The organism is Clostridium sediminicola, from assembly GCF_050402865.1.
Lineage (GTDB): Bacteria > Bacillota > Clostridia > Clostridiales > Clostridiaceae > Clostridium_AF > Clostridium_AF sediminicola.
On the sequence record NZ_BAABMF010000007.1, the window covers coordinates 57,871 to 84,493 of the forward strand.

Genomic DNA, 26,623 nt, shown 5'->3' on the forward strand with positions numbered 1-26,623 from the left:
CCCTCCAACTTTAGTTAATTCTTATTCTTAATTCGTATTAGTAAAGCTGTTAATGTAAAAAATATTAAATCGAAAATAATAAAAACAGGAATTGATAACTCTACTATTTTTGCTCTTAATATTCTATCTAAAAGTTTTAAAGACAAATAAAAAACAAAAGGATAAATGAATAAGCATAATTTTTTTATATCTATTTTTGTTAAGTGGTTTAAATTAAAAGCAACAGCAAAATAATTGACAGCTGAAGTTCTCAATGATATTAAAATCCATACAAACATGAATATATATCTAAAATTATTAATTATTGGTACATGAATACTTTCATAAACCAATATGAAAGACCAGTAGCTTTTAGGTATTATATCTATACCTAAATAGAATATAGTTACAAAAATAACCCACACATATATTATTCCGGTTAATCCTACAGCTTTTAGGGCTGATTTTTTTATGGCCTTAGTATCCTCTACATATGGATAAAACAAAAGTAGTGCTTCCCAACCATGGTAAGAATAGCCCGTTGTTATAGTTGCTTTTAAAATATTCGATAAACCAGAACTTAAAAAAGGCTGTAGGTTCAATATTCTACCATATTTTAAAGCTGATATTGAGAATAAAATCACTACTATAAAAATATAAGAAATTAATTCACTTGTTTTTCCTAACACCTTTAATCCTTTATAGGCTCCATAAGCTGTTATGAAAATTGCTACAATAGCAATTTTTAATGGTGTTAAAAAATTGACGATATAAGTTTTTATTAGGATGATAAAGTCTGATACAATTAAAACAGTAGTAATCAAAAATTCCATCATAAAAATAAAATTCAATATACTTCCTAATAAACTGCCAAAGTATTTTTTACTTAAGGAAAGTATATTTTCCTTTGGATGTTTATTTATAATATAACTGGCTATTAGAATAAGATATATTGGATATATTAATGCGATGATAGCAGAAATCCATGCATCCTGACCTGCTGTTTCCACAACAGCATTAGGTAATTTTAAAATACCTGTTCCAACTACAAAACTAAATAATAAAAAAGTTAGTTGATTTTGAGTTAAAAGATTTTCTTGTTTATTCATTATTATTCCTCCTGAACTGCTTCCTAAAATCACTCTGTCTTACTTGATTATTATTAGGAATAGATTCAGGTCTCTTATTCATCTTCCATAATGGAGCTCTAATAAATATATCTTTTAAATCACTATTTTTAATTGAAACATAAGGTACACCAAAGCTTTCTAAAGAGAAAAGATGGATTATCAAAAAAAACATCCCCCCTGTTATGCCCAAGAACCCCATAGCATTTGTAAGTATTAGCATAGGAAATCTTAAAACTCTTATACTAAGGGACATTTCATAATTAGGTATTAAAAAGGTAGCTATTACAGATATCCCAATTACAAGCAAAGTGGTAGGACTCACTATTTTAGATTCAACAGCAGTATTTCCTATGATAATACCACCTACTATACTTAGGGTTGAAGCTATTCTAGGGGGAAGCCTAAGCCCACCTTCTCTTAGAAATTCTACTACAATTTCCATTGCTAATATTTCAAGAAAAGGTGTTAAAGCTATACCTTCTCTTGACTGTACAATAGGATTAATAAATTTTACTGGTATAAGTTCAGTATTGTATTCTATGAGAGCTAAATATATAGACGGTAGTGTTATTACTATAAAAACTGCTATAATTCGCAGAATTCTTGCAAAGGATGAAACTATAGTTCTCTGACTATAATCTTCAATGGCTTGAAAAAATTCTATAAAGATAGCAGGCACTGAGAGCACATAAGGAGCCCCATCAAATATAATCGCCACTCGTCCTTCCATTATATTTGATTCTATTATATCAGGCCTTTCAGAACCGTAAACTTGTGGAAATACAGTATAAGTACTATCTTCTAAATATTGTTCAAGAATACCAGTACACTCAACCATATCAACATCAATCTTGGTTATACGATTACGAACTTCATTCAAAACATCATCATCTACTATACCTTCAATATACATTATAGCCAAATCTCTTTGTGAGAATCTTCCCACTTTAAATTTTTCAATTGCTAAATTTTTATCTTTAATATGTCTTCTTATTAAAGTTATATTAGTATTTAAATTTTCTACAAAGCTTTCTCTTGATCCTCTTATTGCCGATTCATTTGGTGGATCAGAAATAGAGCGATAATTACCTCCTAATGTATTAAGAACTATACTGCTAGATATACCATCTATTAGAATAGCAGTTTTTCCTGATTTAATGGAATCAATAACTTTATTTATATCTGATTCAATAGATGTATTTGATACTGGTATAAATCTTTTGCATATATACTCTAAAGAACTATCTTTTAAGATTGATTTTTCATCTACATTATTCATAAGTGGGGTTAATATATCCCTATCTATCATTTCCTTATTAACCAAACCCTCTACATATATAAGCACTGCATCTAATACTTCCTCATTTCCAATGAAAAAATGTTTTACAGTAATTGGACTTTTACTACCAATTTCATTAATAATCAAATCAATATTTGTATCAATATTTGTATTCATTATTTTTATCTCCTACATTAAAAGCATATTTACAAATTGATCATTTACTTCTTAAATTATAATTTTTGCATTTCTTTGTACCTTTATGCATATTTTTGTCGAATTCACGTCACAGTTTTACTATATGGTTAAACCACAGGATTATTCTTAAAAAAAATAGCCATACTAAGTATGAAAAGTAATTCATTTTAGGAGGATATAATGAAAACTAAAAAGAAAAAAGAGTGGACTAAAGAGAATTTTTTAAAAAATGGTACTAAATCACAAAATCAACACTCAAAAAATGAGCTAAGTACTACAATAGAAGAACCAGGAATTAATGAAAGTGGTATAGAAGCTAAAAAAAACGGGTGGAAATAAAAATAAAGTGCGAAAAATCGCACTTTATTTAAAATACTCTACTCCAGATAGGAATATTTGTTGATCTTTTGAACCTATTATATTTTTATAAACATTGCTGTCTATTCTTTCTGAGTGTCCCATCTTACCAAAGATTCTACCATCTGGACTTGTAATCCCTTCAATTGCGTACATTGATCCATTTGGGTTGAAGTCTATATCATAAGTAGGTTTACCTTCAAAGTCTACATATTGAGTAGCAACCTGGCCGTTTTTGAATAACTCTTTAGCTATTTCATCAGTACATACAAATCTACCTTCACCATGAGATATTGCTATTGAGTGGATATCATCTTGTTGTACTTTGTTAAACCATGGTGATAATGTTGATGTGATTTTTGTATTGACTATCTTTGACATATGTTTTCCGATTTTATTATAAGTCAATGTTGGACAGTTTTCATCCATCTCTCTAATCTCTCCAAAAGGTACAAGTCCTAGTTTAATTAATACTTGAAAGCCATTACAGATTCCTAACATTAAGCCATCTCTATTTTTCAATAAGTTCATAACCGCTTCCGTAACTTTTGGATTTCTAAATACAGCAGCAATAAATTTACCAGATCCATCTGGCTCATCTCCTGCACTAAATCCACCTGGTAACATGATTATTTGAGAATTATTTATTGCTTTAACCATATTATTAATAGATTCTTCTATAAGCTGTGGTGTTAAATTTTTGAATACTCCTATTTCAGTTTTGGCGCCTACTTTTCTAAAAGCTCTATCCAAATCATATTCACTGTTTGTTCCTGGGAAAACTGGAATATAAACATTCGGTTGTGCAACCTTTATCACTGGTGATTTACTTTTGAATATTTCTTCTGAGGAGTATTTAATTTCGTCATCTATTTTATTGGAATCTATTTTAAATACCTTAGATAATGGTTTTTGCCATGCATCTATTAAAGAATTAAGATTCATAACAGTATTTTTCACTTTTATTTCCGCTTTTGCTTGTGTAAATCCTAATAATTTATATGAAATTCCTTCAAGATCTTCTTTTAACTCAACTGATTCACAAAGCTCAAGTATTATAGACCCATAGTCAGGAGTAAATAAATTTTCAACTTTTACGTTGTTTGAAAAATTCATTCCGATTTTGTTACCAAAACACATTTTTGATACAGCTGCAGCTATTCCACCATATGTTACTGCATTTGCGGCAACTACTTTTTCTCTATGAATAAGTTCTCTAACTTTTTCAAAATTAGCTTTTAATATTTCAAAGTCAGGCAAACCATCTTCTCCAATAGGAGTCTGAACTAATACAACTTTGCTTCCTTTATTCTTGAATTCAGATGATACAACTTTATCAGTATCCACAACATTCACTGCGAAGGATACTAGTGTTGGTGGAACATTTAGATCTTTGAATGTTCCAGACATTGAATCCTTTCCACCTATTGCTGGTATTTCTAATTTATTTTGAGCATAAAACGCTCCAAGTAATGCACTAAATGGTTTTCCCCATTTTTCCGGTGTTTTTCCTAATCTTTCAAAGTATTCTTGGAATGTAAGTCTTATATTTTTATAATCTCCACCTGCTGCAACTATTTTAGTTACAGAATCTAATACCGCATAAAGAGCACCATGGAATGGACTCCATTTTGCAAGAGTTGGATTATAGCCATAAGACATAAGTGTTCCTGTTTTTGTTTCTCCATTTATAAGAGGAATTTTTGCACACATTACTTCAGATGGAGTAAGTTGATATTTTCCTCCAAATGGCATTAATACTGTCCCTGCGCCTATCGAACTGTCAAATTTTTCAATTAACCCTCTTTGAGATGCAACATTTAAGTCTTGAAGATTACTCATCCACTGCTCATTTACATCACTAATTTTCTTTTCTTCAAAATAAGTATTTTCAGAAGGTTTTGATACTTTAACATCAACCTTTTGTCTAACTCCATTAGTATCTAAGAAATCTCTCTTCAATGAAACAATAGGTTTTCCTCTCCATAACATTTTTAAAGTTCTATCATCTGTTACAGTAGATACTACAATTGCTTCTAAATTCTCTTCTTCTGCATATTTTATAAATTCTTCAGCCATTTCTTTTTCAACTACTACTGCCATTCTTTCTTGAGATTCTGAAATAGAAAGCTCTGTTCCATCAAGCCCTTCGTATTTTTTAGAAACTAAATCAAGATTTATTGTGAGGCCATCACTAAGCTCACCAATAGCTACTGCTACTCCACCTGCTCCGAAGTCATTACATTTCTTTATCATATTACTTACTTTTTCATTTCTAAATAGCCTTTGAAGCTTTCTCTCTGTAGGAGCATTTCCCTTTTGTACTTCTGCACCACAAGTTAGAATAGATTCTTCGTCATGCTCTTTTGATGAACCAGTTGCACCACCACAACCATCTCTACCAGTTCTTCCACCAACAAGTATTATTAAATCACCTTTTTCAGGAGTCTCTCTTCTAACATTTTTCTTTGGAGCAGCTGCAATAACGGCACCAATCTCCATTCTTTTTGCAACAAATCCCGGGTCATAAATTTCACTAACAAGTCCAGTAGCAAGGCCTATTTGATTACCGTAAGAACTATATCCATCAGCAGCCCCTAAAGTAATTTGTCTTTGAGGAAGTTTTCCTGCTAATGTCTCTTCAATAAAAGCTCTTGGGTCTGCACTTCCTGTAACCCTCATGGCCTGGTAAACATATGATCTACCTGATAATGGATCTCTAATAGCTCCACCAAGACATGTTGCAGCTCCACCAAAAGGTTCAATTTCAGTTGGATGGTTATGCGTTTCATTCTTAAACATTACTAGATATTTTTCTGTTTTGCCATCTACATCAACATCGCATTCAATACTGCAAGCATTGATTTCTTCTGATACTTCAAGGTCATCTAGTTTCCCTTCTTTACGAAGCTTTTTCATTCCCATTACAGCTATATCCATAAGAGTCATTTCTTTTTTTCTATCTCCGTATACGTATATTCTCGAATTCTTATACATATCGAAAGACTCTTTAATTGCTTTGGTGTATTTTGAATCTTCAATTTCAATATTTTCTAGTTTTGTTTCAAAAGTAGTGTGTCTGCAGTGATCTGACCAATAAGTATCTATTACTTTTATTTCAGTAATAGTAGGATTTCTCTTTTCTGTATCTCTAAAATACTCCTGGCAAAATTTTAAATCTTCAAAACTCATTGCAAAACCATGTTCATTAATAAATATGTTAAGTTTTTCATCATTCATCTCAATAAATCCATCAATAATTGCTACTTCTGCTGGTATATGAGTTTCTATATCTAAATTCTCAGGCTTCTCGAGAAGTGCTTCTCTTGAATCTACATTATTTATATAATAATCTTTTATATTTACAAAATCATCATCAGATACGCATCCATCAATAACTATAATTTTTGCGCAAGCAATTTTAGGTCTTTCTCCATGAGTTATAAGCTGAATACATTGACTTGCTGAATCAGCTCTTTGATCATATTGTCCTGGCAAGTATTCAACCGCAAATACTTTTGAATCTGAATTGAATTCGATTTTTTCGTCACAAACATTATCTACAGTTGGCTCTGAAAAAATAGTGTTTCTTGCTTTTTCATATATTTCATCAGAAACACCTTCAATGTCATATCTATTCACTAACCTTAATTTCTTAATACCCTCTATCCCAAGGTTTTCAGTTAATTCGCCATACAAAGCCATAGCTTCTACATCAAATCCCGATTTCTTTTCCACATAAATTCTTCTGACATTGTTATTCATGGTTTTACTCCTTCTAATTAAAATTCTTTTTTAAGCCAATATCTTTTCTATAATGCATCCCATCAAAATGGATATTCTGAAGATCTTTGTATGCTTTTTCTCTTGCTTCTTCCAAACTCTCCCCAAGAGCTACTACAGACAAAACTCTTCCTCCTGATGTTTTCAATTTTCCATCATTATATTTAGCTCCACAAATAAATACTTTACTATCGACTTTATCTATTCCTAAAATTTCATATCCTTTTTCATAAGTACCAGGATATCCTTTAGAAACTCCGTTAACACAACAAGCATGTTTTTCCTTCCATTTAACTTCACAAGTTTCTAATTTCCCATCCACTGCTTTCATCATTAAATTTAAATAATCACTTTCCATTAATGAAAGCACTGCCTGCGTTTCAGGGTCCCCCATTCTCACATTGTATTCAAGAAGATAAACTCCCTTTTTAGTAATCATTAATCCAAAGAAAATTGTTCCCACAAAATCCATCTTTTCTTCTTTTATACCCACTAATGTATTTTTCATAACGTCTTCTTCAAAGGCTTTTAGCACTTCATCATCACAATAGAAGTTTGGAGCTATAACACCCATACCACCTGTATTTGGACCCTTGTCTCCATCAAAAATTTGTTTATGATCTTTGCTTGAAATAAAAGGAATAATTGTTTTACCATCTGTAATTGAAAGTATAGAAGCTTCTACTCCTTCTAAGAATTCTTCCACAACAATTTCTAGTCCAGCACCATGGAAAATATCTAAAACCATTAATTTGTCTATAGCCTCTACTGCTTCTGTTACACTTTCACAGATAATTACCCCTTTACCAGCTGCAAGTCCATCTGCTTTAACAACTACTGGGTATTCACATCTTTGCACGTACTCTATTGCTTTTTTTCTATCATTAAACACTTTGTATTCTGCACTTCTAATTCCATATTTTTCGGCGAATTTCTTAGCAAAACTCTTACTTCCTTCTAATTGTGCCGCAGCTTTTGATGGCCCAAAAATCTTTAAATTTCTTTTTTTGAAAAGATCTACTATGCCATCAACTAATGGTACCTCGGGTCCAACAATAGTAAGTGCTATTTCATTTTCTATAGCAAAATCAGCCAATTTTTCTATTTCAGTTATATCTAAATTTTCGCATTTATTTTCTAATTGTGTTCCACCATTTCCTGGTGCCACATATATTTTTTCAACATCTTTATTTTGAGAAATATTCCAAGCAATTGCATGTTCTCTCCCACCTGAACCTACGATTAATATTTTCAATGTATGCATCTCCTTTTCAAGATCGGCTTAATAATTACTTCTACTTTTGTTTTGAAAATATGCATGTTTCTAACATTTTTCAAAACAATCTAGTAGATGTTTTTTTCAACGTTCCCTAACTGTGTACTTATTTTGAGTATAACCTATAGGTTAATCTATTTTAAAGATTAAAAACAAAAGGTAAATTGGTTATTCCAATTACTCACCTTTTGTTTTTAGTTTTACTAATGTTTAAAGTGTCTTAAGCCTGTCATTACCATAGACATCCCATTTTCATCACAAGCCTCTATTGAATCCTTGTCTCTAATAGAACCACCTGGTTGAATGATTGCTTTTATTCCATATTTAGCTGCTTCTTTTACAACATCATTAAATGGGAAGAAAGCATCTGAAGCCAAAACTGTTGCTTCTCCTTTAGCTCTTTCTAAAGCTTCCTGTGCTGCCCAAATTCTGTTAACTTGGCCTGCACCTACTCCAGTAGCCATACCATCTTTTGCCACTACAATAGCATTAGATTTCACATACTTACAAACTTTCATAGCAAATATCATATCTTTCATTTCTCTATCAGTAGGTTGTTTTTTAGTAACTACTTCATATTTATCTGCAAATTTCTTATCTTCTTCCATTACTAAAATACCACCATCAACTCTTGCAAGATTATACTCATCCTCTGGTTTAACTTCACACTTAATAACTCTAAGATTTTTCTTAGTTTTTAGTACTTCTAATGCGTCCTCGTCAAAAGCTGGTGCAATAACAATCTCAAGGAAAATTTTGACCATTTCTTCCGCTGCAGCTTTATTTACTGAAGTATTGCATGCAACTATTCCACCAAATATTGAAACAGGGTCACAACTATAAGCTTTTACATAAGCTTCTTCAACAGTTTCAGCAATTGCAACTCCGCAAGGAGTATTATGTTTTAATCCACAAACTGCAATTTCTTCAAACTCCCAAACAGTTTTCCAAGCAATATCCATATCTTTTATGTTATTGTAAGATAACTGCTTACCATTTAGTTGCTCAAAGTTATTCATAGCTCCTATACCACTTGTTGCTTTATAATAAGCTGCTGTTTGATGAGAGTTTTCTCCATATCTTAAATCAGCATCTTTTTCGTAAGACAAAGATAAATATTTAGGATACTCTTCTTCTAACATAAAGTTACTAATAGCAGCATCATAAGCAGATGTCAGATTGAATACTTTACCTGCCAATTTTTTCTTAGTATCGTAATTTACTTCTCCAGACTCATTCATTTGAACTTTTACATCTTCATAATCAGATGGATCAGTTATAACTACTACATCTCTAAAGTTTTTAGCAGCGGATCTTAGCATAGTAGGCCCACCAATATCAATAAATTCTATTTTTTCGTCAAATTCTAAGTCTTCTTTAACTTTTTCAAAGAAAGGATATAAATTTACAATAACCATATCAATTGGTTCAATATTCAATTCTTCTATCTTATTCATGTGATCAGCATTGTCTCTAATCGCTAATAATCCTCCGTGAATACATGGATGAAGTGTCTTAACTCTGCCATCAAGAATTTCTGGAAATCCTGTAATTTCATTTACTTCAGTAACAGGTATATCATTTTCTTTCAAATGTCTGTATGTTCCACCAGTTGAAATAATTTCAACACCTTTTTCCACTAAGAATTTAGCAAAATCAGCAATTCCTTCTTTTTTAAACACACTTATTAACGCTCTTTTTATCACAGTTAGCACCCCTTTATTCAGTGCACAATTCACAATGCACAATTCACAATTATTGTTGATTTTCTGAGAAAATCTTTAAATTTATTAATCTTACCTTAATTAATTATAGTCGCTCTTCTTCCTTCTATCCTAATTCTTTTTTCTGAAATCAGTTTGATTGCTTCTGGAAGAGCTATATGTTCTTGAACTAAAACTCTTTTTTGTAATTCTTTTGGTGTATCTTTACTTTTAACTTCAACAGCCTTTTGCAAAATAATAACCCCAGTATCAGTTCCTTCATCCACAAAATGAACAGTACAGCCAGCAATTTTCACTCCGTATTCAATTGCTTTTTCGTGAACTTTGATACCATACATTCCTGCCCCACAGAAAGCTGGTATCAAAGAAGGATGAATATTTACTATCTTATTTTTAAATTTATTTAGTATATCCCCTTTTAAAATCGACAAAAACCCTGCTAAAACAATCAAATCAACTTTCCCATCAATTACTTTTAGTATTTCATCAGATAAATTAGCCCCGTATTCTTTTTTATCTAAAGTAATACCTTTTATATTATGTTTTTCCGCTCGTTTTATAGCATAAGCCCCTTTTTTATCACAAATTACATATTCAATACTACAGTTCAAGTAACCATCCTCAATTCTATCTATAATTGATTGAAGATTACTTCCTCCCCCTGAGGCCAAAACTGCTATTTTAAACATACTTCCTTGCCTCCTGTTTGGACAAAACCAATCTCATAAGCTTTATCTCCAAGCTTTTTAAGTTCTTTTATAACTTCTTCTGAATCCTCTTTATTTATACATAACACAAATCCTATCCCCATATTAAAAGTATTATACATATGTTCTTCTTCAACACCTAAATCCATTAAGTAATTAAAAATTGGAGGTTTTTCAAATGAATCTTTAAAAATAACTGCAGTGAAATCATTTTTAAACATTCTAGGAATATTTTCATAAAATCCTCCTCCAGTAATGTGAGCCATTCCTTTAATACTAAATTTCTTCATTATTTCTAATACACTTTTAACATAAATCTTAGTAGGTTCTAATAAAACTTCACCAATTTTTTTTCCATTAAATTCTTCATCAAAATTAGTAATTAGTTTTCTTACTAAAGAAAAGCCATTGCTATGAACACCAGACGACTCTATTCCTATAAGTACATCGCCAGCTTCTATAGTGCTCCCATCTATTATGCTATCTTTTTCTACTGCACCTACACAAAAACCTGCTATATCATACTCACCTTTTTTATAAAATCCAGGCATTTCAGCAGTTTCCCCACCAATCAAGGCAGAATTTGCCATAATACATCCTTCACTCACACCTTTAACAATGTCAGTTGCCGCATCTGCATCTAATTGTCCACAGGCCATATAATCTAAAAAGAATAAGGGTTCTGCACCATGGCACAAAATATCATTTACACACATTGCAACACAATCTATTCCTACAGTATCATAAATACCCATTTCAAAAGCGATTTTTAACTTTGTTCCTACACCATCAGTACCTGACACTAATACTGGGTTCTTATAGTCCTTCAATTGATACATCCCAGCAAATGAACCTAAGTTATTTAATACCCCATCATTATATGTTTTTTCAACATGATTTTTCATCTGTGATACTGCTTTATAACCTTCTTCTATATTGACACCAGCGTCCTTATAAGTGGCCATGAATTTCCTACCTTTCTAAACATTCTTTTGAATTTTCTATTGGTGCAGATTCTGGATAAACTCCATTAAAACATCCCATACATAAACCTTTATTACATGGTATTGTTTCCTTCAAACCTTCTCTACTTAAGTATCCAAGACTATCTGCCCCAAGATAATCCCTAATCTCTTCAACATTCTTATGTGCACCAATAAGTTCTTTTCTATATGAAATATCTATACCAAAGTAACATGGATATTTTACTATAGGTGATGATACTCTAAAATGTATCTCCTTTGCCCCAGCTCTTCTCAATATCTCAACCAATCTTCTACTTGTTGTTCCCCTAACAATGGAATCATCAATTATTACAACTCTTTTTCCTTCAATATTAGGTTTAAGCGCATTTAACTTAACTGATACTGCTTTTTCTCTTAACTCCTGAGTTGGTGCAATAAAAGTTCTTGCAACATATTTATTTTTTATAAGTCCTATTCCATATGGAATTCCTGATGCCTTAGAATATCCTATAGCTGCTGATAATCCTGAGTCTGGAACGCCTACTACAATATCAGCTTCCACAGGTGCTTCCTTATATAATAATTCCCCTGCCCTTACTCTAGATTCATAAACACTATCTCCATCCATAACACTATCAGGCCTAGCAAAATAAATATATTCAAAAGAACAAGTTGCATGTTTTATTTTTTCAGCATATTTAATAGATTTAATTCCATTCTCATCAATTATTACCATTTCACCTGGATTAACATCTCTTACAAGGTCCGCTCCAATAGCATCTAATGCACAACTCTCAGAGCTTAGAATGTAATCATCATCAATCTTACCAATACAAAGTGGCCTAATTCCATGAGGATCTCTCACTCCTATTAATTTATTTTCAGTTAAAATAACTATAGCATAAGAACCTTTTACTGCACGTATCGCACTAACAACTGCTTCTTCTATTCCATACTTTACTTTTCTTGCAATTAGATTAAGTATTACTTCTGAATCATTTGAGGTATGAAATAAAACTCCGCCATCCTCTAACAAATCTCGTATAACATCAGCATTAATCAAATTTCCGTTATGTGCTATGGATATAGCCCCAAGTTTATATTTACTAAGTAAAGGCTGAGCATTTTTAACATTACTTGAACCTGTTGTTGAATATCTAACATGACCTATTGCCATATTTCCTCTAAGACTTGTTACCGTTTCTTTATCTAAAGCTTCATGAACTAATCCCATATCCTTAACACACTTTAATTTTTCTCCATCGGAAACTGTAATACCTGCACTTTCCTGTCCTCTATGCTGTAGTGCATAAAGACCATAATAAACAGAAGGCGCTACATCAATATCTTTTTTTGAATAGATCCCGAAAACTCCACACTCTTCTTTAAATTTATCATTTTCCAAAAAGATTCCACTCATTATTAGTTTTCCTTCCCAACCAATCTTTTTAAGATTTCTTCGTACGCCTCTTTTACGTCTCCCATATCTCTTCTAAATCTATCTTTATCTAACTTTTCATTAGTAGTAGCATCCCAAAATCTGCATGTATCAGGTGATATCTCATCAGCTAATAAAATTTCTCCATTGTATCTTCCAAACTCAATTTTAAAGTCAATAAGTTTAATATTTTGCTTTAAGAAAAATTCTTTTAAAATATCATTAATTTTAGCAGTCATTTCGTACATGACATTTAACTCTTCAAAAGTAGCAGCACCCAATGCAACTGCATGATAATCATTGATTAATGGATCTCCTAAATCATCATCTTTGTAGCAAATTTCAAAAATTGTAGTGCTTAACTCAGTTCCTTCTTGAATATTTAGTCGTTTTGCCATACTACCTGCAGCAACATTTCTTACTATAACTTCTAAAGGCACTATTTCAACTCTTTTACAAAGTTGTTCTCTATCACTTAACTTCTTCTCGAAGTGAGTTTTTATTCCATTTTCTTTCAATAAATCAAAAATCATTGTTGTAATGCTATTATTTAAAATTCCCTTACTTTCGATTTGTGATTTTTTTTCCCCGTTAAATGCTGTTGCATCATCTTTGTAATAAATAATTACATGATCTTTGTCATCTGCCTCAAAAATTTGCTTTGCTTTGCCCTCATATAACATTTTTCTATCCATTTTATAACTCCACCCCTTCACTATTGTCACTAATAAATTTAGCTTTCATATCTATACGATATTGAATTAATTTTTCTTTAAGTTCTGGATATTTGATAGATAACATTTCCACCGCTAACATTCCTGCATTTGAAGAATTGTTAACGCCAACTACTGCTACTGGAATAGGTTTTGGCATTTGAACCATAGATAGAAGAGAATCAAACCCTTGCATTGCCGCATTAATAGGTACACCGATTACTGGTAGTATTGTCTTAGAAGCAATAACTCCTGGAAGATGTGCTGCGAGTCCTGCTCCTGCTATAATACATTCAAATCCATCATCTTCAATTTTCTTAAGCACTTCAGATAGTTTTTCTGGAATTCTGTGAGCTGATAAAATATATGCTTTATATTCTATTGAGAATTCCTTAAGAATTTGTGCTGCCCCTTTCATTTTTTCAATGTCTGATCTACTTCCAAAAATAATAGCTACTTTCATAATAAACCTCCCGTTTTTTATATTTATTTTTTAAATTTTTCAATTGTATAATCATTTTAAAGTCCACCATTTGGAAAATTAATGGTGGATTTTTAATGTAAAATATATTTTTAGGGGAAATATATTTTAGTTAACTAAAGTTAATCATCGTTTGTATTAATACTAACATTGGCATATACAAAAGTCAATATATTAATTAATATTTCAAACTTATAATTCGTACGTAGTGAATTATTACATCTGTTTTTTGTGTGTTTTGTACGTACCGTATCGAACTATACGCATTTTTGTTTTAATTTTTTTGTTGTCTTTAAAACTTATCATCGTACTAATATGGATTAAAATATATCTTTTTTTGAAAATAAAACAAGAGTACCATTTAATAGGTACTCTCGTTATTATATACTCATATTTGAATTATTATTTATTCAACTACTTTTTTATTTTTCTTCTTAAAGTAATTTATTTTCATTTAAATTATCAAAGTAAGTCTTTGTTTCAGCAATTATAACTCCACTAAGACCTATTAAAGCAATTAAGTTTGGAATTGCCATTAACCCATTAACTATATCTGCTATTGTCCAAATCATATCTAGTTTTAAAAATGCTCCTATTGCAACTAAAGCAATAAAAATAACTCTGTATGGTGCAATTCCTTTTATTCCTACTAAATATTCTATACATCTTTCACCATAATAGTTCCATCCAAGTATTGTAGTGAAAGCGAAAAATATCAAACCAATAGTAACAATTAATTGCCCTATAACCGCCACTGGAAGGCTATTTGAAAATGCCGAATTTGTCATTGCAGCACCACTAAATTCTGAACTCCAAGCCCCAGTTAAGATCAATACAAATCCTGTCATTGTACATATTATTATTGTATCAAAGAATGTTCCTGTCATAGAAATTAATCCTTGTCTTACACAAGATTTTGTTTTGGCTGCTGCCGCCGCAATAGGTGCAGAACCTAAACCAGATTCATTAGAGAATACTCCTCTTGCAACACCACTTTGAATTGCAATCATGACAGTTGCACCTGTAAAACCACCTGTTGCTGCAGTTTTTGTAAATGCACTTTTAACAATTAAAGCAAAAGTGGCAGGTACTAATTTTATATTTAATATAAGAATTATTAAAGCCCCAATAACATAGAAAACAGCCATAAAAGGTACTGTTTTTTCAGCTACTGCTGCAATATTCTTTATACCACCAATAGTTACTAAAGCTACTAAAATCGTAAGTACTATTGCTGTTACGTAGATTGGTAACTTGAAAGTAATACTTACAGCTTCAGTAATAGCATTTACTTGTGTAAAAGTTCCTATACCAAAGAAAGCAACACCTACACCGAAAATAGCAAACATTTTTGCTAAAAATTTATTTCCAAGACCTTTTTCAATATAGTACATAGGTCCACCTGACATCTGACCATTTTCATCCACTGTTCTATACTTAACAGCTAGTAATGACTCGGCATATTTAGTTGCCATACCAAAGAAAGCTGCTATCCACATCCAAAATAGTGCACCTGGTCCTCCTACTTTAATGGCAGTTGCTACACCTACAATATTTCCTGTACCAATTGTTGCCGATAAAGCAGTACATAAAGCTGCAAATGAGGATACATCTCCCTCTACATTATCATCACTTTCTTTTGTAAATAAATACTTTAAAGCTAATGGAAGTTTTTTTACTTGAAGTAATCCTAACCTAATAGTAAGATAAATTCCAGTTCCAACAAGTAAAATTAGAAGCGGTGGTCCCCAAACAAAACTATCAATTTTTTCAAGAACACCCATAAGATTTGACATAAAATTTGACATAAAAATTCCCCCTTAAGTCTTTTGTTTTTAACTAAGAGGAGATTAAATTATACAACTCAATCCCCTGTCCTTTTACCTGAGAGTTTCAATAGTATAGAACTATTTTGCTCCTTCGGTGACTGTAAACCAGTTCTCTCCAAGGGCTCGTCCAATAACGGTCCTGCCAATTAAGGCACCTGAAAGCATAACATCTTCGGTAGATGGTTTCCCATCACTCTCCCGTAATCTTCATCCGAACACAATATTCAATTAACTTAGTTACTTAATATGCATAATTATAATAAGAATTTTATAATTTTGCAAGTAAAAATAACAAGCTCAGAATATTCTAATTATTCCACTTATAATAATCAAAATCATATACTTCATCTTACTTTTAATGGATTAACCATATAAGCTTAATAAAAGAGTTCACGATTGAAATAAAAAACGAAATAAATCAGTGACAAGTTAATGATGATTGAACATTGAGCTTTTGCTACGCATAAGGAATCATTTTATTCTTTATTAATTAAAAGCTTTCGCTTGCGAAAGGTATCCATAACTTGTCACTATAAATTGCGAACTTGTTCGCAATTTATAAAAAAAGTGCCCTTCGGAATATCCTCAGGACAATTATATTATGAAAAATAAATTAAGGGCATAAATAATCCAAAGTATCATTTATCACTTTGTTTGATATTGTAACATATTCTTAACTATTTGTATAGTTTTTAAGACTTTTTATTATTAATTTATCAATATCTTCACCTTTTAATTATCCATTTGTTAATAACATGTTTATGTTTTCTACAAATCGATATCTATGTTTTTAGTTTTACATTTTTGATAAATGTAGATAATTTTTATAATTTATAGTAAAATATTTATGATTATTGTTTCGTTTTTTATAAGATACTTTTTCTCAATAAAGATCTTTAACTAATCCTGTATGAGGTGTTCTTATGGATATTAATACTTTTAATTATTTCAAAAGTTGGTTTTCACGTTATGTAGAATCATTTTATTGTGAAGATGAATTTATAAATGAAAATATTACTTTAAAGCTTAATCATACTATACGCGTAGTCGAAAATTCTAAAATCATTTCCCAGTTTTTAAAACTAACAAAAGAACAAAGTTTAACGGCCGAAGTTACAGCACTTTTTCACGATATAGGCAGATTTGAGCAATTTAAAACATATAAAACTTTTAACGATAAAATATCAGAGGATCATGCTTCTTTAGGTATAAGCATCCTAAATAATTATGGAATTTTAAATACTCTAGATAATAAAGAAAAAAATATTATACTTTTTGCAGTATATCATCATAACAAATTTTCTATACCAAAAATTAATAATATAAACAAAGAAATGATATGTAAAATAACTCGAGATGCAGACAAACTAGATATACTAAAAATAGTAACTGACTATTATGCTACTAGGTTCACAAATTCTAATCCAGCTATTGAACATAACCTAGTAGAAAGTAATAATTATTCTTCCAAAATTGTTGAAGATATATTTAAATGTCAAAACTCCAAATTAGAATATATTGAAACTTCAAATGATTGTCGTTTAATGAAACTCACATGGATTTTTGATATATATTTTCCTAAAACACTTTTGTTAATTAAAGAAAGAAATTTTATTCAAAAAACAATGGAAGCTCTTCCCAAAACAGATGAAATGGACTCAATTCAAAAACATCTTTTAAATTATATCGACAAAAAAACTATCAGTTAATGATAGTTTTTTTATCGATATTAAATTTATATTTAATATAAATATTGTACTTGAAATAAAATTCGAACTAGTTGACGGTTAACAGTAAAGGACACCTTTCACTAAAGTGAAAGTTTTAAATTAAAATTTGTTTACTTTTCCGTTAGCAAAAGTACCTTATACCAATTAGCTAAGCTAATTAAGGCTTAGCTAAAGATTTTCTCCAAGAAAATCATCCTTTACTGTCAACTATAAATTATAATACTTTAAAAACCTTATCATACTCTAAAGTACAATTCCCTGTGGTTTCAATATCAGCACAGAAATCACTTTCTATGTATAAATAATTACCATTCTTTTCAATAATCTTTCTAACAACTGTATCATCTTCACTGGTTTCATATGTGTGAACAACATTGTAATCACTATAAATAGGTTTTTCAACTTCTTGTGAGTTTACTGTTTCGCTTATAAGTTCAAGATTAGCTTTTCCTTCACTTATAGCGTTTATGATGTCTTGAAGTTTTTTCATAATTACACCTCGTTATTAAATAGATAAACTGTTTCAACTATGAATTTAGTTTTTAAGTTATCTATCATAAATAAATGTTCCTATTTATATTATGTACAAATAAAATTTAAAAATACTACTTAAACTGCACTTAAATTTCTTATAAGATCCATTGCAATTACTTTTAATTCCTTTTCTTCATTTATATTTCCTTCGTATAAATGTGGAATAGAATCTTTATTACATAGTCTATTGATTATTTTTAAATTTGCCTTAAACTCTTCTCTTAAAATTATTGTTCTTTCATTAAGTTTTTTTATGTATTCACGATTTTCGCTAAATTCTTTTGTATATCTCCCAACCAAAGTCGCTCCTTCCATTTCACAAATAAGCTCAATATATTTTCCAGCTGAAACTATTAATTCTTCTACAATATCAATACAATCATCGTCTTCTGAAGAAATCAACGCACTTACTAATTCTTTTATTGTGCATAATTGCATAATATCACCTCTTTGTATATTCTATGTTATCTATCTTTTTATAAAATACATATAATTCGGTTATTCCACAAAAGGTAATTCAGTTGAACTTCAACCACAATATATAGCGTCAGAACGCACCAATCCGTGGTAGATATTGTGGTTGATTTTAGTTCAACTTACTTTTTGTGGCTTAACCATAACACTTTATTTTGATAGAGATATATCCTCTACTATAAATGAAAACTTTATTACATTAGCAATGTATTGCTTGAATATATTCTCCTCTTTAGTATTGTCGTAAATATCGATAATTTTTATTTTACTCAAACATATCCATCTATTTTCATTGTATTCAATAATTTCACTATTAAATTTATCAATCAATATTTCTTTTCTTTCATTTTTCCTTGTTTTATCTGATTTTAAACCCCTATACAAACGAGCTAAGGAACCTTGTCCACCAAATCTACTAATATTTTTTACAATATATATATATTCATCATCTATTAAGTTTTGAGATAAATCTAATCCAAAAAAATGACTCCCAAAAGTTTTGCATCCTACACAAAAATGTACTCCGGGTAACCTTGATTTTGTTTTCCAATTTCCGATATTATAATATAGTTCTTCTTTCTTTCCTTTTATGTCCAAAACTTTACTATCATCATTTTGCATAAAATAAACTTCTTGCATATCTTTAAAATGTTCACTCTCATCAGTAGTAGAAACCCCATCTAATTCTAATTTTACATCTAATACTTCACTCCTATATGTAACAGGTTCAATCATCCCGCTATTTAATAATATTTCTTTCAATCTTAATACTTCTTTTTCTCCAATCAAACTATACCCCATTTAATCTCCTCCCAAAAGTACTTTCAAATATTATTTTCTATGGTAATTTTTGTATGATTATATAATACCATTAACTCCCATTTTTTTCAATCTTAAATAATTTAAAAAAGGCGAAGAAATTATTATAATTGAATTTCTTCGCCTTAATCATTTAAAAAATATTTTTTAGTTCTTTTATATCATTTATCAATAAGTCAGCTTTCTCTAACTCATCAGTTAATCCAAAACCATATTGGCAACCGATTGTATAAATACTATTCTTTATCCCTGCTTCTAAATCTTGAACTCTATCTCCTATAATAACCATATTACCTTCGTATTTATTCTTAATTTTATTCAGTATTTCGTATTTAGGTATAAAATTAAACCTCTCTGAACATACCATTTCACTAAAATACTCATCTAACCTAAAATATTCATTCACACTATCCATATAGTATTTGCCACAATTACTAATAAAAATCAATTTGTAACTTTTACTTTTTAAATATGAAAGAACCTCTATAGCCCCATCATAGAGCTCTGCTCTTCCTTCATTAATTGCAGTTAACATTTCAGATCCAATGATTTTGCTACAAGCTTTTTTATCTTCTTCGACTAGTTCAGGCATAAACTTTTTCCACATTTCTTTACTACTATAACCAAGCCAATAACTAATTTCATCTTCACTCCAAATTTTAGGCTCTGCAAATTTATTCTCTACTAAATATTTATATGCCATTCTAAAAGCAGGTGCATATATTTTTATACTATCATGCACCGTACCATCAAAATCAAAGAATATTGTTTTAATATTTTCCAATTTATTCACATTTTTATTTACTTTAGAATTCATTTAACAAGTTTGCCATTTCAATAAAAGTAACAGCTGCGTCAAATCCTTTATTACCAGCTTTTGTTCCCGCTCTTTCGATTGCCTGCTCAATAGAATCAGTTGTTAAAACTCCAAAGATAACTGGCTTCTCTGTTTCCATTGAAGCTTGCGCAACCCCTTTAGCTGCTTGACTACAAACATAATCAAAATGAGGAGTTGAGCCTTTTATAACTGCACCTAAACAAATAACACCATCATATTTATCAGTTTTTGCAAGTTTCTTTGCTATTAATGGGATTTCAAAAGCACCCGGCACCCATATAATATCTATATCATCTTCATTTACTCCATGTCTTTTCAAAGCATCTATAGCACCACTTAGAAGTTTTCCTCCAATAAATTCATTAAATCTTGCAACTACGATTGCTGGTTTTAAACCTTGCCCTGTTAATTTTCCTTCAAATATATTCATTAATATTTTCCTCCTTATATCTTCTCAAAATTTATTATAAATTTAATTGATGACCCATTTTTTCTTTCTTTGTTTTTAGGTAAAATAGATTTTTCTCGTTATGATTCATTTCAATGTGCACTCTTTCAGTTATCTCAATTCCTGACGCTTCTAATCCCAAAATTTTATCAGGATTATTTGTCATTAATCTTACTTTCTTAACTCCAATATTTTTTAGTATCTGCCCCGCCACTGCATAATCTCTTAAATCATCTGGGAAACCAAGAGCAATATTAGCTTCAACTGTATCCATTCCCCCATCTTGTAACTCATATGCTTTTAATTTATTTATTAACCCTATTCCACGACCTTCTTGTCTCAAATAAATAAGAATCCCCTTACCTTCTTTATTTATTCTTTCCATTGCTTCACCAAACTGCTCTCCACAGTCACATCTTCTAGATCCAAACACATCTCCTGTTAAACACTCAGAGTGAATTCTCATAAGAATAGGTTCATCACCTGTTATTTTACCTTTTACTAATGCCACATGATGTTCTTTGGTTATTTTGTTTTCAAAACCAACTACCTTAAATTCTCCATATTTAGTTGGCATATCAGCTTCTGCTTCTTTTAGTATCATAGTTTCGTTTTCTAGACGATATTTTACTAAATCAGCAATCGTTATTATCTTCAAATCATGTTCTTTCACATACTCCATTAATTGAGGTACTCTAGCCATAGTTCCATCATCATTCATTATTTCGCAAATAACTCCAGCAGGATAAAAACCACATAATCTTGCTAAATCAACTGCTGCTTCAGTATGCCCTGTTCTTTCTAGTACACCATTCTCTTTTGCTCTTAATGGAAATATATGTCCTGGTCTTGTAAAATCTTCTGCTCTTGATTCCATATCAATGATTTTAGAAATAGTATCAGCTCTTTCAAAAGCAGAAATCCCTGTTTCATTACTTATATGATCTACAGAAACAGTAAAAGCAGTTTCCTTCGCATCAGTATTATTTTTAACCATAGGATGCATATTCAACTGATCTAACCTGTCACCAATAATAGGTAAACAAATAAGTCCTCGTCCATATTTAGCCATAAAATTTACTGCTTTAGCTGTAGCCATCTGAGCTGGAATAATTAGATCGCCTTCATTTTCTCTATCCTCATCATCTACAGCTACTATCATCTTTCCCTTTTTCAAATCTTCTAATGCTTCTTCAATAGTATTAAATTTATACATTTTCTCACCTCATATTTAAAATCCATTTTCTCTTAAAAAATCCATGCTAATTTTATTTTCTGTTTTATCTTCTTTTTTATTAAAGCCTATCAATCTTTCAACATATTTTCCTACAATATCACATTCAATATTAACTCTCTCTCCTATACCTTTTGAAAGCAAAGTAGTTTCTTCTTTTGTCAATGGTATCAAAGAAATTTTGAATATTTTTTCATCTACATACGCAACCGTAAGACTTATGCCATCAATTGCAACTGACCCCTTTTCTACTATATATTTCAAAATATCATCATTTACTTCAATAGAAACCCAAGTCGCATTATCTTCATTTTTAAGGTTTATAATGTATCCAACTCCATCAATATGCCCAGAAACAATATGTCCACCAAATCTATCACCTACTTGCATAGCACGTTCTAGATTCACTTTACTTCCTGTTTTTAAGTTTCCTAAATTACTTCTGTTCATAGTTTCTGGCATTACATCAACAGTAAACTCATTTTCAGTAAATTTTGTCACTGTTAGACAAACCCCATTTGTTGATATACTATCTCCCAACTTTACTTCCTTTAAAATTTTATTAGCTAATATAGTTATCTTTGCAGAATTCCCTGATTTATCAATCTTTTTAATCTTACCAATTTCCTCTATTAAGCCTGTAAACAAAATTATCCCCTCCTTTCATATGAATATGTATGATGGACTGTTCCCTGTAAAATATCAACTAAACACTGTCAACTGTAAACTGTCAACTGTATATGTATCCTTCTATCACAATATCTTCATCCAATGTTATGATTCTCATGTCTTTTATCAATATACTACTATCCATAGTAGCTACACCAGTTCCTTCCACTGGCGTTTTTGCATTTTTTCCTCCAATAATTTTGGGTGCTATAAAACTAATCACTTTATTTACTAGTCCATTACTAAGAGCACTCCAATTTAGAGTTCCTCCCCCTTCAATCAGAATACTATCAATTTTCTTTTCTCCAAGCTTTTCTACTAGCTTGCTCAAATTAACTCTATTATTCTCCGAAGGCATAATTAAAACTTCTGCACCTTTTTTCTTAATGGACTTTAATTTCTCATCATCAATGTTTTTTGTAGTAGCAATTATTGTTTTTGATGCTGACTTAGAATTTAAAACCTTAGAATCTAATGGGATTATTCCAGTAGAATCAACAATAATTCTTATTGGATCTTTACCTTCACCACTTTCTAATCTAGTAGTAAGAGATGGATTATCTGCTAAAACTGTACCTATACCTACCATTATTCCAGAAACATGATTTCTAATTTTATGTACATACTCTCTTGATTTTTCATTAGTTATCCACTTTGAATGTCCTGTATAAGTAGCAATTTTGCCATCTAAGGTCATTGCTGTTTTCATAATACAATAAGGTGTTTTTGTAGTAATATAATGGATAAAAACTTCATTAAGTTCTTTTGCTTCTTTTTCCATAATTCCACAAGTAACATCAATACCATTATTTCTTAATATTGCTATCCCGCCACCAGCAACCACTGGATTAGGGTCTTCCATTGCAATAATTACCTCTTTGATTCCTTTTTCTACTATAGCATTGGCACAAGGTCCAGTTTTACCATAGTGTGAACAAGGTTCCAAAGTTACATACATAGTTGCACCTGTAACATCCTCTTTTGCATTTTTAAAAGCATTAATCTCTGCATGAGGACCTCCATAAAACTCATGGTACCCTTCACTTATAATCTGATCATTCTTGACAATAACCGCTCCTACTAATGGATTAGGATTAACATACCCAGAACCCATATTTGCAAGCTCTAAAGCTCTTTTCATAAATTTTATATCCATACTCTACCCACCTTTGACCTTCTCTAATCCTACTTTTCCCTAGTCAATAATATTTACTCATATCAATATATAATAGTTATTGATATCTTTTTACTGAAAAACTTAAATTTAATAGAAAATAAAAATGCTCTGAAGATTTTAATCTTCAGAGCATTTTTAATCATAAAAAAAGTTATCTTATTGTTCTACCATAAAGTAATTTAAGTTTAACTTACTTTTGTGGTTTAACCGTCTTTTATAATCTTTAGAAACTTTTTGTTAGTTTCTATATATAAAAAACCCTGAAGAATTATAAATTCCTCAGAGTTGATAAAATCAGATCATAAAAATAACCTTATTAAAGCTTAATATTCCTTCTTCCATCCAGACTTTAACTGTCGGTCTTGGAATTTCACCAAGTCAACTATTTATATCATTTATACAAATAGCTCGCGGACTATAACCGCCGGTAGGGAATCACACCCTGCCCTGAAGTTTTATTTAATTTTTATATTTGTATTATATTACCCTCTATCAATTTTGTCAATATGTATTTTGCATTTTGTATTTCTGATTACCTTTCTAATATTGTATCGATACATTTGCTTTGATTTAATAAACGTACTATGATTATTTCAACAAATAGCTCGACTTTAAGATGTTATTGATTAAAATTATTAGACACACTATCTATGAATTGCAAACAAGTTCGAAATTTATAATGACAAGTTACAAGTGATAAGTGACAAGTTGTGAATACCTTTCGCAAGCGAGAGCTTTTAACTAAATAAAAGATAAAAAGATTCCTTTTGCATCAGCAAAAGAACATTATTTCAGTTAGCGAAGCTAACAAAGGCTTAGTTAAAGATTTTCCTAAAGAAGATCATCCTTAACTTATCACTTATAACTTATCACTTGTCACTGATTTGTTTCGCATTTTATTTCGATTTTGTACTCAATATTTACAATTATCATTATCATCTTAAAACAGCGCCAAACAAACAAAAGGGGGATTTCTCATGGAACAAAAACAAAATATTACACTAACAAAAAGGAATTTTGCTGTAAAAGATTTAACTTTATCTGCTCTATGTATTGCTTTGGTTTTTATTGCAACAAAATTTATTAATATTAGACTACCTATTTCAGTTAATGGTGGTTTAATTCATCTAGGTAATGTTATGCTTTTTTCAATATCAATATTATTTGGTAAGAAAAAAGGTGCTATTGCAGGTGCTTTTGGTATGGCCATCTTTGACTTGTTATCTGGATGGGTAATTTGGGCTCCCTTTACTTTTATTGTACGAGGTGTGATGGGGTATATTATAGGAAGTATTGCTAATGCTAAAAACAGAAACGGAGAGAAACTTTCTTGGAATTTATTAGGTATAACACTAGCAGGCATTTGGATGATCTTCGGCTACTATATTACCGAAATCGCAATTTACGGAAATTGGTTAGCACCAGTTACATCAATTCCAGGAAATATAATTCAAATCGTTTTTGGAGCTATCCTTGGAATCCCATTGGCTGCTTCACTAATTAAACTAAAAATAAAAAATTTCGTATAATTTTGAGGTGATAAAATGAAAGAAACTTTAATAATGACTCCTGGCCCTACTTATGTTAATGAAGCGGTAAGAAGTGCTCTGGCAAATCCTATTACTAATCCAGATTTAGATTTGAATTTTTATGACTTCTACTTAAATACATGCACTAAATTGCAAAAATTAATGAAAACAGAAAATGATGTTCTTATTCTAAGTGGAGAAGGAATTTTGGGACTAGAGGCTGCTTGTGCATCATTAATTGAACCTAATGATAAAATCCTATGTATTAACAACGGAATTTTCGGTAAAGGGTTTGGAGATTTTGCAAAAATGTACGGGGCAGATGTTTACTATTATGACTGTGAAAATAGAAAAGCTATAGATACACAAAAATTAGAAGAATTTTTGAAAGAAAATCATGATTTTAAGATTGCAACTTTGGTTCATTGTGAAACTCCATCCGGTATCACTAATCCAGTTAAAATTATTTGTCCTTTACTTAAAAAGTATGGTATTATCAGCATTGTCGATTCAGTTTCTGCTGTTGCAGGGGAATCTTTAGAAGTGGATAACTGGCAAATGGATATAGTTATTGGTGGTTCACAAAAATGCCTTTCTGCTCCTCCTGGACTAACTTTTTTAAGTATAAGTGGAGAAGCTTGGAACGTTATAAATAATAGATCTACACCAGTGTCCGGCTTCTATGCAAATTTAGGTATTTGGAAAGATTGGTATGCGCAAAAATGGTTTCCTTATACTCAACCTATTAGTGATATTTATGCTCTTGATAAAGCTTTAGAAATTACATTATCTGATAAAGACCTAATAAATCGCCATGCTTTATTAGCTAACGCTGTACGTAAAAGTTTTATTCAATGTGACTTAGAACTTTATCCTATTAACGGATTTTCAAATACTGTAACAACTGTTAATATGCCACAAGGTTTGAGTTACGATAAACTATTTAATGAAATGCTAAATAGTCATAGTATTATGATTGCAGGCGCCTTTGATTTCCTAAAAGATAAAGTTTTTAGAATTGGACATATGGGAGAGAATTGCAAAGAAGAAAAGCTCTATATTACTTTAAAAGCTTTAAATACTGTACTGAAAAATAATAAAATAAGATTAGAAAATGATCTTCATAAAATTTTTAGTTCCTATTTATAAAATGCGAGTCTTTTTTCGCATTTTATTTCAATTATGCATTAATTTTTAATCTTATTATAGTTTTATAAACAATCCAACAATTCCTTCTGTTCTTAACACAAACTAAACATATTAAAATATGCATTTTTCTTACAATTATAATTAATTTGCTTTTTCTCCTCAA

23 protein-coding genes and 2 riboswitches are annotated in these 26,623 nt (G+C 30.5%); of the genes, 4 read left to right on the forward strand and 19 right to left on the reverse strand.

What is annotated here, in order from left to right; genetic code table 11:
• Positions 1-14: 14 nt before the first annotated feature.
• Positions 15-1,088 (reverse strand): GerAB/ArcD/ProY family transporter, encoded by a 1,074-nt coding sequence (locus ACQ3F0_RS13090; protein WP_428865735.1) that lies wholly within the window; start codon positions 1,086-1,088, stop codon positions 15-17.
• Positions 1,081-2,565: a spore germination protein gene (locus ACQ3F0_RS13095; protein WP_428865736.1), complete on the reverse strand. Its 1,485-nt coding sequence runs from the start codon at positions 2,563-2,565 to the stop codon at positions 1,081-1,083. Before ACQ3F0_RS13095 ends, ACQ3F0_RS13090 begins: the two co-directional genes overlap by 8 nt.
• A gap of 201 nt (positions 2,566-2,766) precedes the next feature.
• Between ACQ3F0_RS13095 and ACQ3F0_RS13100 the strand changes: the two genes are divergently transcribed.
• Positions 2,767-2,925 carry a hypothetical protein gene (locus tag ACQ3F0_RS13100; protein WP_428865737.1) on the forward strand — a complete coding sequence of 53 codons (159 nt, stop codon included), beginning with the start codon at positions 2,767-2,769 and terminating at the stop codon, positions 2,923-2,925.
• Between the two features lie 24 nt (positions 2,926-2,949).
• Here ACQ3F0_RS13100 and ACQ3F0_RS13105 read toward each other — a convergent pair whose 3' ends face one another.
• From ACQ3F0_RS13105 to ACQ3F0_RS13145, 9 genes are all read right to left on the reverse strand, one after another.
• Complete coding sequence (locus ACQ3F0_RS13105; protein ID WP_428865738.1) at positions 2,950-6,708, reverse strand: phosphoribosylformylglycinamidine synthase; 3,759 nt, start codon at positions 6,706-6,708, stop codon at positions 2,950-2,952.
• A 13-nt stretch (positions 6,709-6,721) separates the two neighbouring features.
• Complete coding sequence (gene purD / locus ACQ3F0_RS13110) at positions 6,722-7,981, reverse strand: phosphoribosylamine--glycine ligase (RefSeq protein ID WP_428865739.1); 1,260 nt, start codon at positions 7,979-7,981, stop codon at positions 6,722-6,724.
• 224 nt (positions 7,982-8,205) lie between these two features.
• Positions 8,206-9,708: a bifunctional phosphoribosylaminoimidazolecarboxamide formyltransferase/IMP cyclohydrolase gene (gene purH, locus ACQ3F0_RS13115; protein ID WP_428865740.1), complete on the reverse strand. Its 1,503-nt coding sequence runs from the start codon at positions 9,706-9,708 to the stop codon at positions 8,206-8,208.
• 95 nt (positions 9,709-9,803) lie between these two features.
• The gene (gene purN, locus ACQ3F0_RS13120) at positions 9,804-10,415 is read right to left on the reverse strand and encodes a phosphoribosylglycinamide formyltransferase (protein ID WP_428865741.1); all 612 of its coding nucleotides are present in this window, start codon (positions 10,413-10,415) and stop codon (positions 9,804-9,806) included.
• Positions 10,403-11,398, reverse strand: coding sequence for a phosphoribosylformylglycinamidine cyclo-ligase (purM, locus tag ACQ3F0_RS13125; protein WP_428865742.1), 996 nt, complete (start codon positions 11,396-11,398; stop codon positions 10,403-10,405). The genes purN and purM overlap by 13 nt, the downstream gene beginning before the upstream one ends.
• Before the next feature lie 7 nt (positions 11,399-11,405).
• Positions 11,406-12,818 carry an amidophosphoribosyltransferase gene (purF, locus tag ACQ3F0_RS13130; protein ID WP_428865743.1) on the reverse strand — a complete coding sequence of 471 codons (1,413 nt, stop codon included), beginning with the start codon at positions 12,816-12,818 and terminating at the stop codon, positions 11,406-11,408.
• 2 nt (positions 12,819-12,820) lie between these two features.
• Positions 12,821-13,531, reverse strand: a complete 711-nt coding sequence (gene purC, locus ACQ3F0_RS13135) for a phosphoribosylaminoimidazolesuccinocarboxamide synthase (RefSeq protein ID WP_428865744.1) — start codon at positions 13,529-13,531, stop codon at positions 12,821-12,823.
• Position 13,532: 1 nt separating this feature from the next.
• Positions 13,533-14,012, reverse strand: coding sequence for a 5-(carboxyamino)imidazole ribonucleotide mutase (gene purE, locus ACQ3F0_RS13140; protein ID WP_428865745.1), 480 nt, complete (start codon positions 14,010-14,012; stop codon positions 13,533-13,535).
• A gap of 452 nt (positions 14,013-14,464) precedes the next feature.
• The gene (locus tag ACQ3F0_RS13145; RefSeq protein ID WP_428865891.1) at positions 14,465-15,826 is read right to left on the reverse strand and encodes an alanine/glycine:cation symporter family protein; all 1,362 of its coding nucleotides are present in this window, start codon (positions 15,824-15,826) and stop codon (positions 14,465-14,467) included.
• A 66-nt stretch (positions 15,827-15,892) separates the two neighbouring features.
• A riboswitch (glycine riboswitch) is annotated at positions 15,893-15,988 on the reverse strand.
• A gap of 794 nt (positions 15,989-16,782) precedes the next feature.
• On the opposite strand from ACQ3F0_RS13145, the gene ACQ3F0_RS13150 reads away from it, so the two are divergent.
• Positions 16,783-17,568, forward strand: coding sequence for an HD domain-containing protein (locus ACQ3F0_RS13150; protein WP_428865746.1), 786 nt, complete (start codon positions 16,783-16,785; stop codon positions 17,566-17,568).
• Positions 17,569-17,803: 235 nt separating this feature from the next.
• Here the strand turns inward: ACQ3F0_RS13150 and ACQ3F0_RS13155 are convergent, their stop codons facing one another.
• The 8 genes from ACQ3F0_RS13155 to ribD form a co-directional block, all read right to left on the reverse strand.
• Entirely contained in the window at positions 17,804-18,079 is a 276-nt protein-coding gene (locus ACQ3F0_RS13155; RefSeq protein ID WP_428865747.1) for a hypothetical protein, read from the reverse strand.
• A 119-nt stretch (positions 18,080-18,198) separates the two neighbouring features.
• A complete protein-coding gene (locus ACQ3F0_RS13160; RefSeq protein WP_428865748.1) occupies positions 18,199-18,561 on the reverse strand; it encodes a DUF3232 domain-containing protein in 363 nt (120 codons plus the stop codon).
• A gap of 186 nt (positions 18,562-18,747) precedes the next feature.
• On the reverse strand, positions 18,748-19,398 hold the full coding sequence (locus ACQ3F0_RS13165; RefSeq protein WP_428865749.1) for a hypothetical protein: 651 nt from the start codon (positions 19,396-19,398) through the stop codon (positions 18,748-18,750).
• Between the two features lie 151 nt (positions 19,399-19,549).
• Positions 19,550-20,233 (reverse strand): HAD family hydrolase, encoded by a 684-nt coding sequence (locus ACQ3F0_RS13170; protein WP_428865750.1) that lies wholly within the window; start codon positions 20,231-20,233, stop codon positions 19,550-19,552.
• Positions 20,223-20,684 (reverse strand): 6,7-dimethyl-8-ribityllumazine synthase, encoded by a 462-nt coding sequence (gene ribH, locus ACQ3F0_RS13175; RefSeq protein WP_428865751.1) that lies wholly within the window; start codon positions 20,682-20,684, stop codon positions 20,223-20,225. Before ribH ends, ACQ3F0_RS13170 begins: the two co-directional genes overlap by 11 nt.
• A 34-nt stretch (positions 20,685-20,718) precedes the next feature.
• Positions 20,719-21,918: a bifunctional 3,4-dihydroxy-2-butanone-4-phosphate synthase/GTP cyclohydrolase II gene (locus ACQ3F0_RS13180; RefSeq protein WP_428865752.1), complete on the reverse strand. Its 1,200-nt coding sequence runs from the start codon at positions 21,916-21,918 to the stop codon at positions 20,719-20,721.
• A gap of 15 nt (positions 21,919-21,933) precedes the next feature.
• Positions 21,934-22,584 (reverse strand): riboflavin synthase, encoded by a 651-nt coding sequence (locus ACQ3F0_RS13185; RefSeq protein WP_428865753.1) that lies wholly within the window; start codon positions 22,582-22,584, stop codon positions 21,934-21,936.
• Positions 22,585-22,666: 82 nt separating this feature from the next.
• Complete coding sequence (gene ribD / locus ACQ3F0_RS13190) at positions 22,667-23,761, reverse strand: bifunctional diaminohydroxyphosphoribosylaminopyrimidine deaminase/5-amino-6-(5-phosphoribosylamino)uracil reductase RibD (RefSeq protein ID WP_428865754.1); 1,095 nt, start codon at positions 23,759-23,761, stop codon at positions 22,667-22,669.
• Positions 23,762-24,108: 347 nt separating this feature from the next.
• A riboswitch (FMN riboswitch) is annotated at positions 24,109-24,241 on the reverse strand.
• A 518-nt stretch (positions 24,242-24,759) separates the two neighbouring features.
• On the opposite strand from ribD, the gene ACQ3F0_RS13195 reads away from it, so the two are divergent.
• Both ACQ3F0_RS13195 and ACQ3F0_RS13200 read left to right on the forward strand, forming a co-directional pair.
• A complete protein-coding gene (locus tag ACQ3F0_RS13195; protein WP_428865755.1) occupies positions 24,760-25,311 on the forward strand; it encodes an ECF transporter S component in 552 nt (183 codons plus the stop codon).
• Positions 25,312-25,326: 15 nt separating this feature from the next.
• Positions 25,327-26,460, forward strand: a complete 1,134-nt coding sequence (locus tag ACQ3F0_RS13200) for a pyridoxal-phosphate-dependent aminotransferase family protein (protein ID WP_428865757.1) — start codon at positions 25,327-25,329, stop codon at positions 26,458-26,460.
• Positions 26,461-26,623 lie beyond the last annotated feature (163 nt).

Excerpts from the sequence above, each read along its gene's own strand:
- ACQ3F0_RS13090 (WP_428865735.1), bottom strand. The coding sequence starts at position 1,088 with ATGAATAAACAAGAAAATCTTTTAACTCAAAATCAACTAACTTTTTTA.
- ACQ3F0_RS13095 (WP_428865736.1), bottom strand. The coding sequence starts at position 2,565 with ATGAATACAAATATTGATACAAATATTGATTTGATTATTAATGAAATT.
- ACQ3F0_RS13100 (WP_428865737.1), top strand. The coding sequence starts at position 2,767 with ATGAAAACTAAAAAGAAAAAAGAGTGGACTAAAGAGAATTTTTTAAAA.
- ACQ3F0_RS13105 (WP_428865738.1), bottom strand. The coding sequence starts at position 6,708 with ATGAATAACAATGTCAGAAGAATTTATGTGGAAAAGAAATCGGGATTT.
- purN (WP_428865741.1), bottom strand. The coding sequence starts at position 10,415 with ATGTTTAAAATAGCAGTTTTGGCCTCAGGGGGAGGAAGTAATCTTCAA.
- purM (WP_428865742.1), bottom strand. The coding sequence starts at position 11,398 with ATGGCCACTTATAAGGACGCTGGTGTCAATATAGAAGAAGGTTATAAA.
- purF (WP_428865743.1), bottom strand. The coding sequence starts at position 12,818 with ATGAGTGGAATCTTTTTGGAAAATGATAAATTTAAAGAAGAGTGTGGA.
- purC (WP_428865744.1), bottom strand. The coding sequence starts at position 13,531 with ATGGATAGAAAAATGTTATATGAGGGCAAAGCAAAGCAAATTTTTGAG.
- purE (WP_428865745.1), bottom strand. The coding sequence starts at position 14,012 with ATGAAAGTAGCTATTATTTTTGGAAGTAGATCAGACATTGAAAAAATG.
- ACQ3F0_RS13145 (WP_428865891.1), bottom strand. The coding sequence starts at position 15,826 with ATGTCAAATCTTATGGGTGTTCTTGAAAAAATTGATAGTTTTGTTTGG.
- ACQ3F0_RS13150 (WP_428865746.1), top strand. The coding sequence starts at position 16,783 with ATGGATATTAATACTTTTAATTATTTCAAAAGTTGGTTTTCACGTTAT.
- ACQ3F0_RS13155 (WP_428865747.1), bottom strand. The coding sequence starts at position 18,079 with ATGAAAAAACTTCAAGACATCATAAACGCTATAAGTGAAGGAAAAGCT.
- ACQ3F0_RS13160 (WP_428865748.1), bottom strand. The coding sequence starts at position 18,561 with ATGCAATTATGCACAATAAAAGAATTAGTAAGTGCGTTGATTTCTTCA.
- ACQ3F0_RS13165 (WP_428865749.1), bottom strand. The coding sequence starts at position 19,398 with ATGGGGTATAGTTTGATTGGAGAAAAAGAAGTATTAAGATTGAAAGAA.
- ACQ3F0_RS13170 (WP_428865750.1), bottom strand. The coding sequence starts at position 20,233 with ATGAATTCTAAAGTAAATAAAAATGTGAATAAATTGGAAAATATTAAA.
- ribH (WP_428865751.1), bottom strand. The coding sequence starts at position 20,684 with ATGAATATATTTGAAGGAAAATTAACAGGGCAAGGTTTAAAACCAGCA.
- ACQ3F0_RS13180 (WP_428865752.1), bottom strand. The coding sequence starts at position 21,918 with ATGTATAAATTTAATACTATTGAAGAAGCATTAGAAGATTTGAAAAAG.
- ribD (WP_428865754.1), bottom strand. The coding sequence starts at position 23,761 with ATGGATATAAAATTTATGAAAAGAGCTTTAGAGCTTGCAAATATGGGT.
- ACQ3F0_RS13195 (WP_428865755.1), top strand. The coding sequence starts at position 24,760 with ATGGAACAAAAACAAAATATTACACTAACAAAAAGGAATTTTGCTGTA.
- ACQ3F0_RS13200 (WP_428865757.1), top strand. The coding sequence starts at position 25,327 with ATGAAAGAAACTTTAATAATGACTCCTGGCCCTACTTATGTTAATGAA.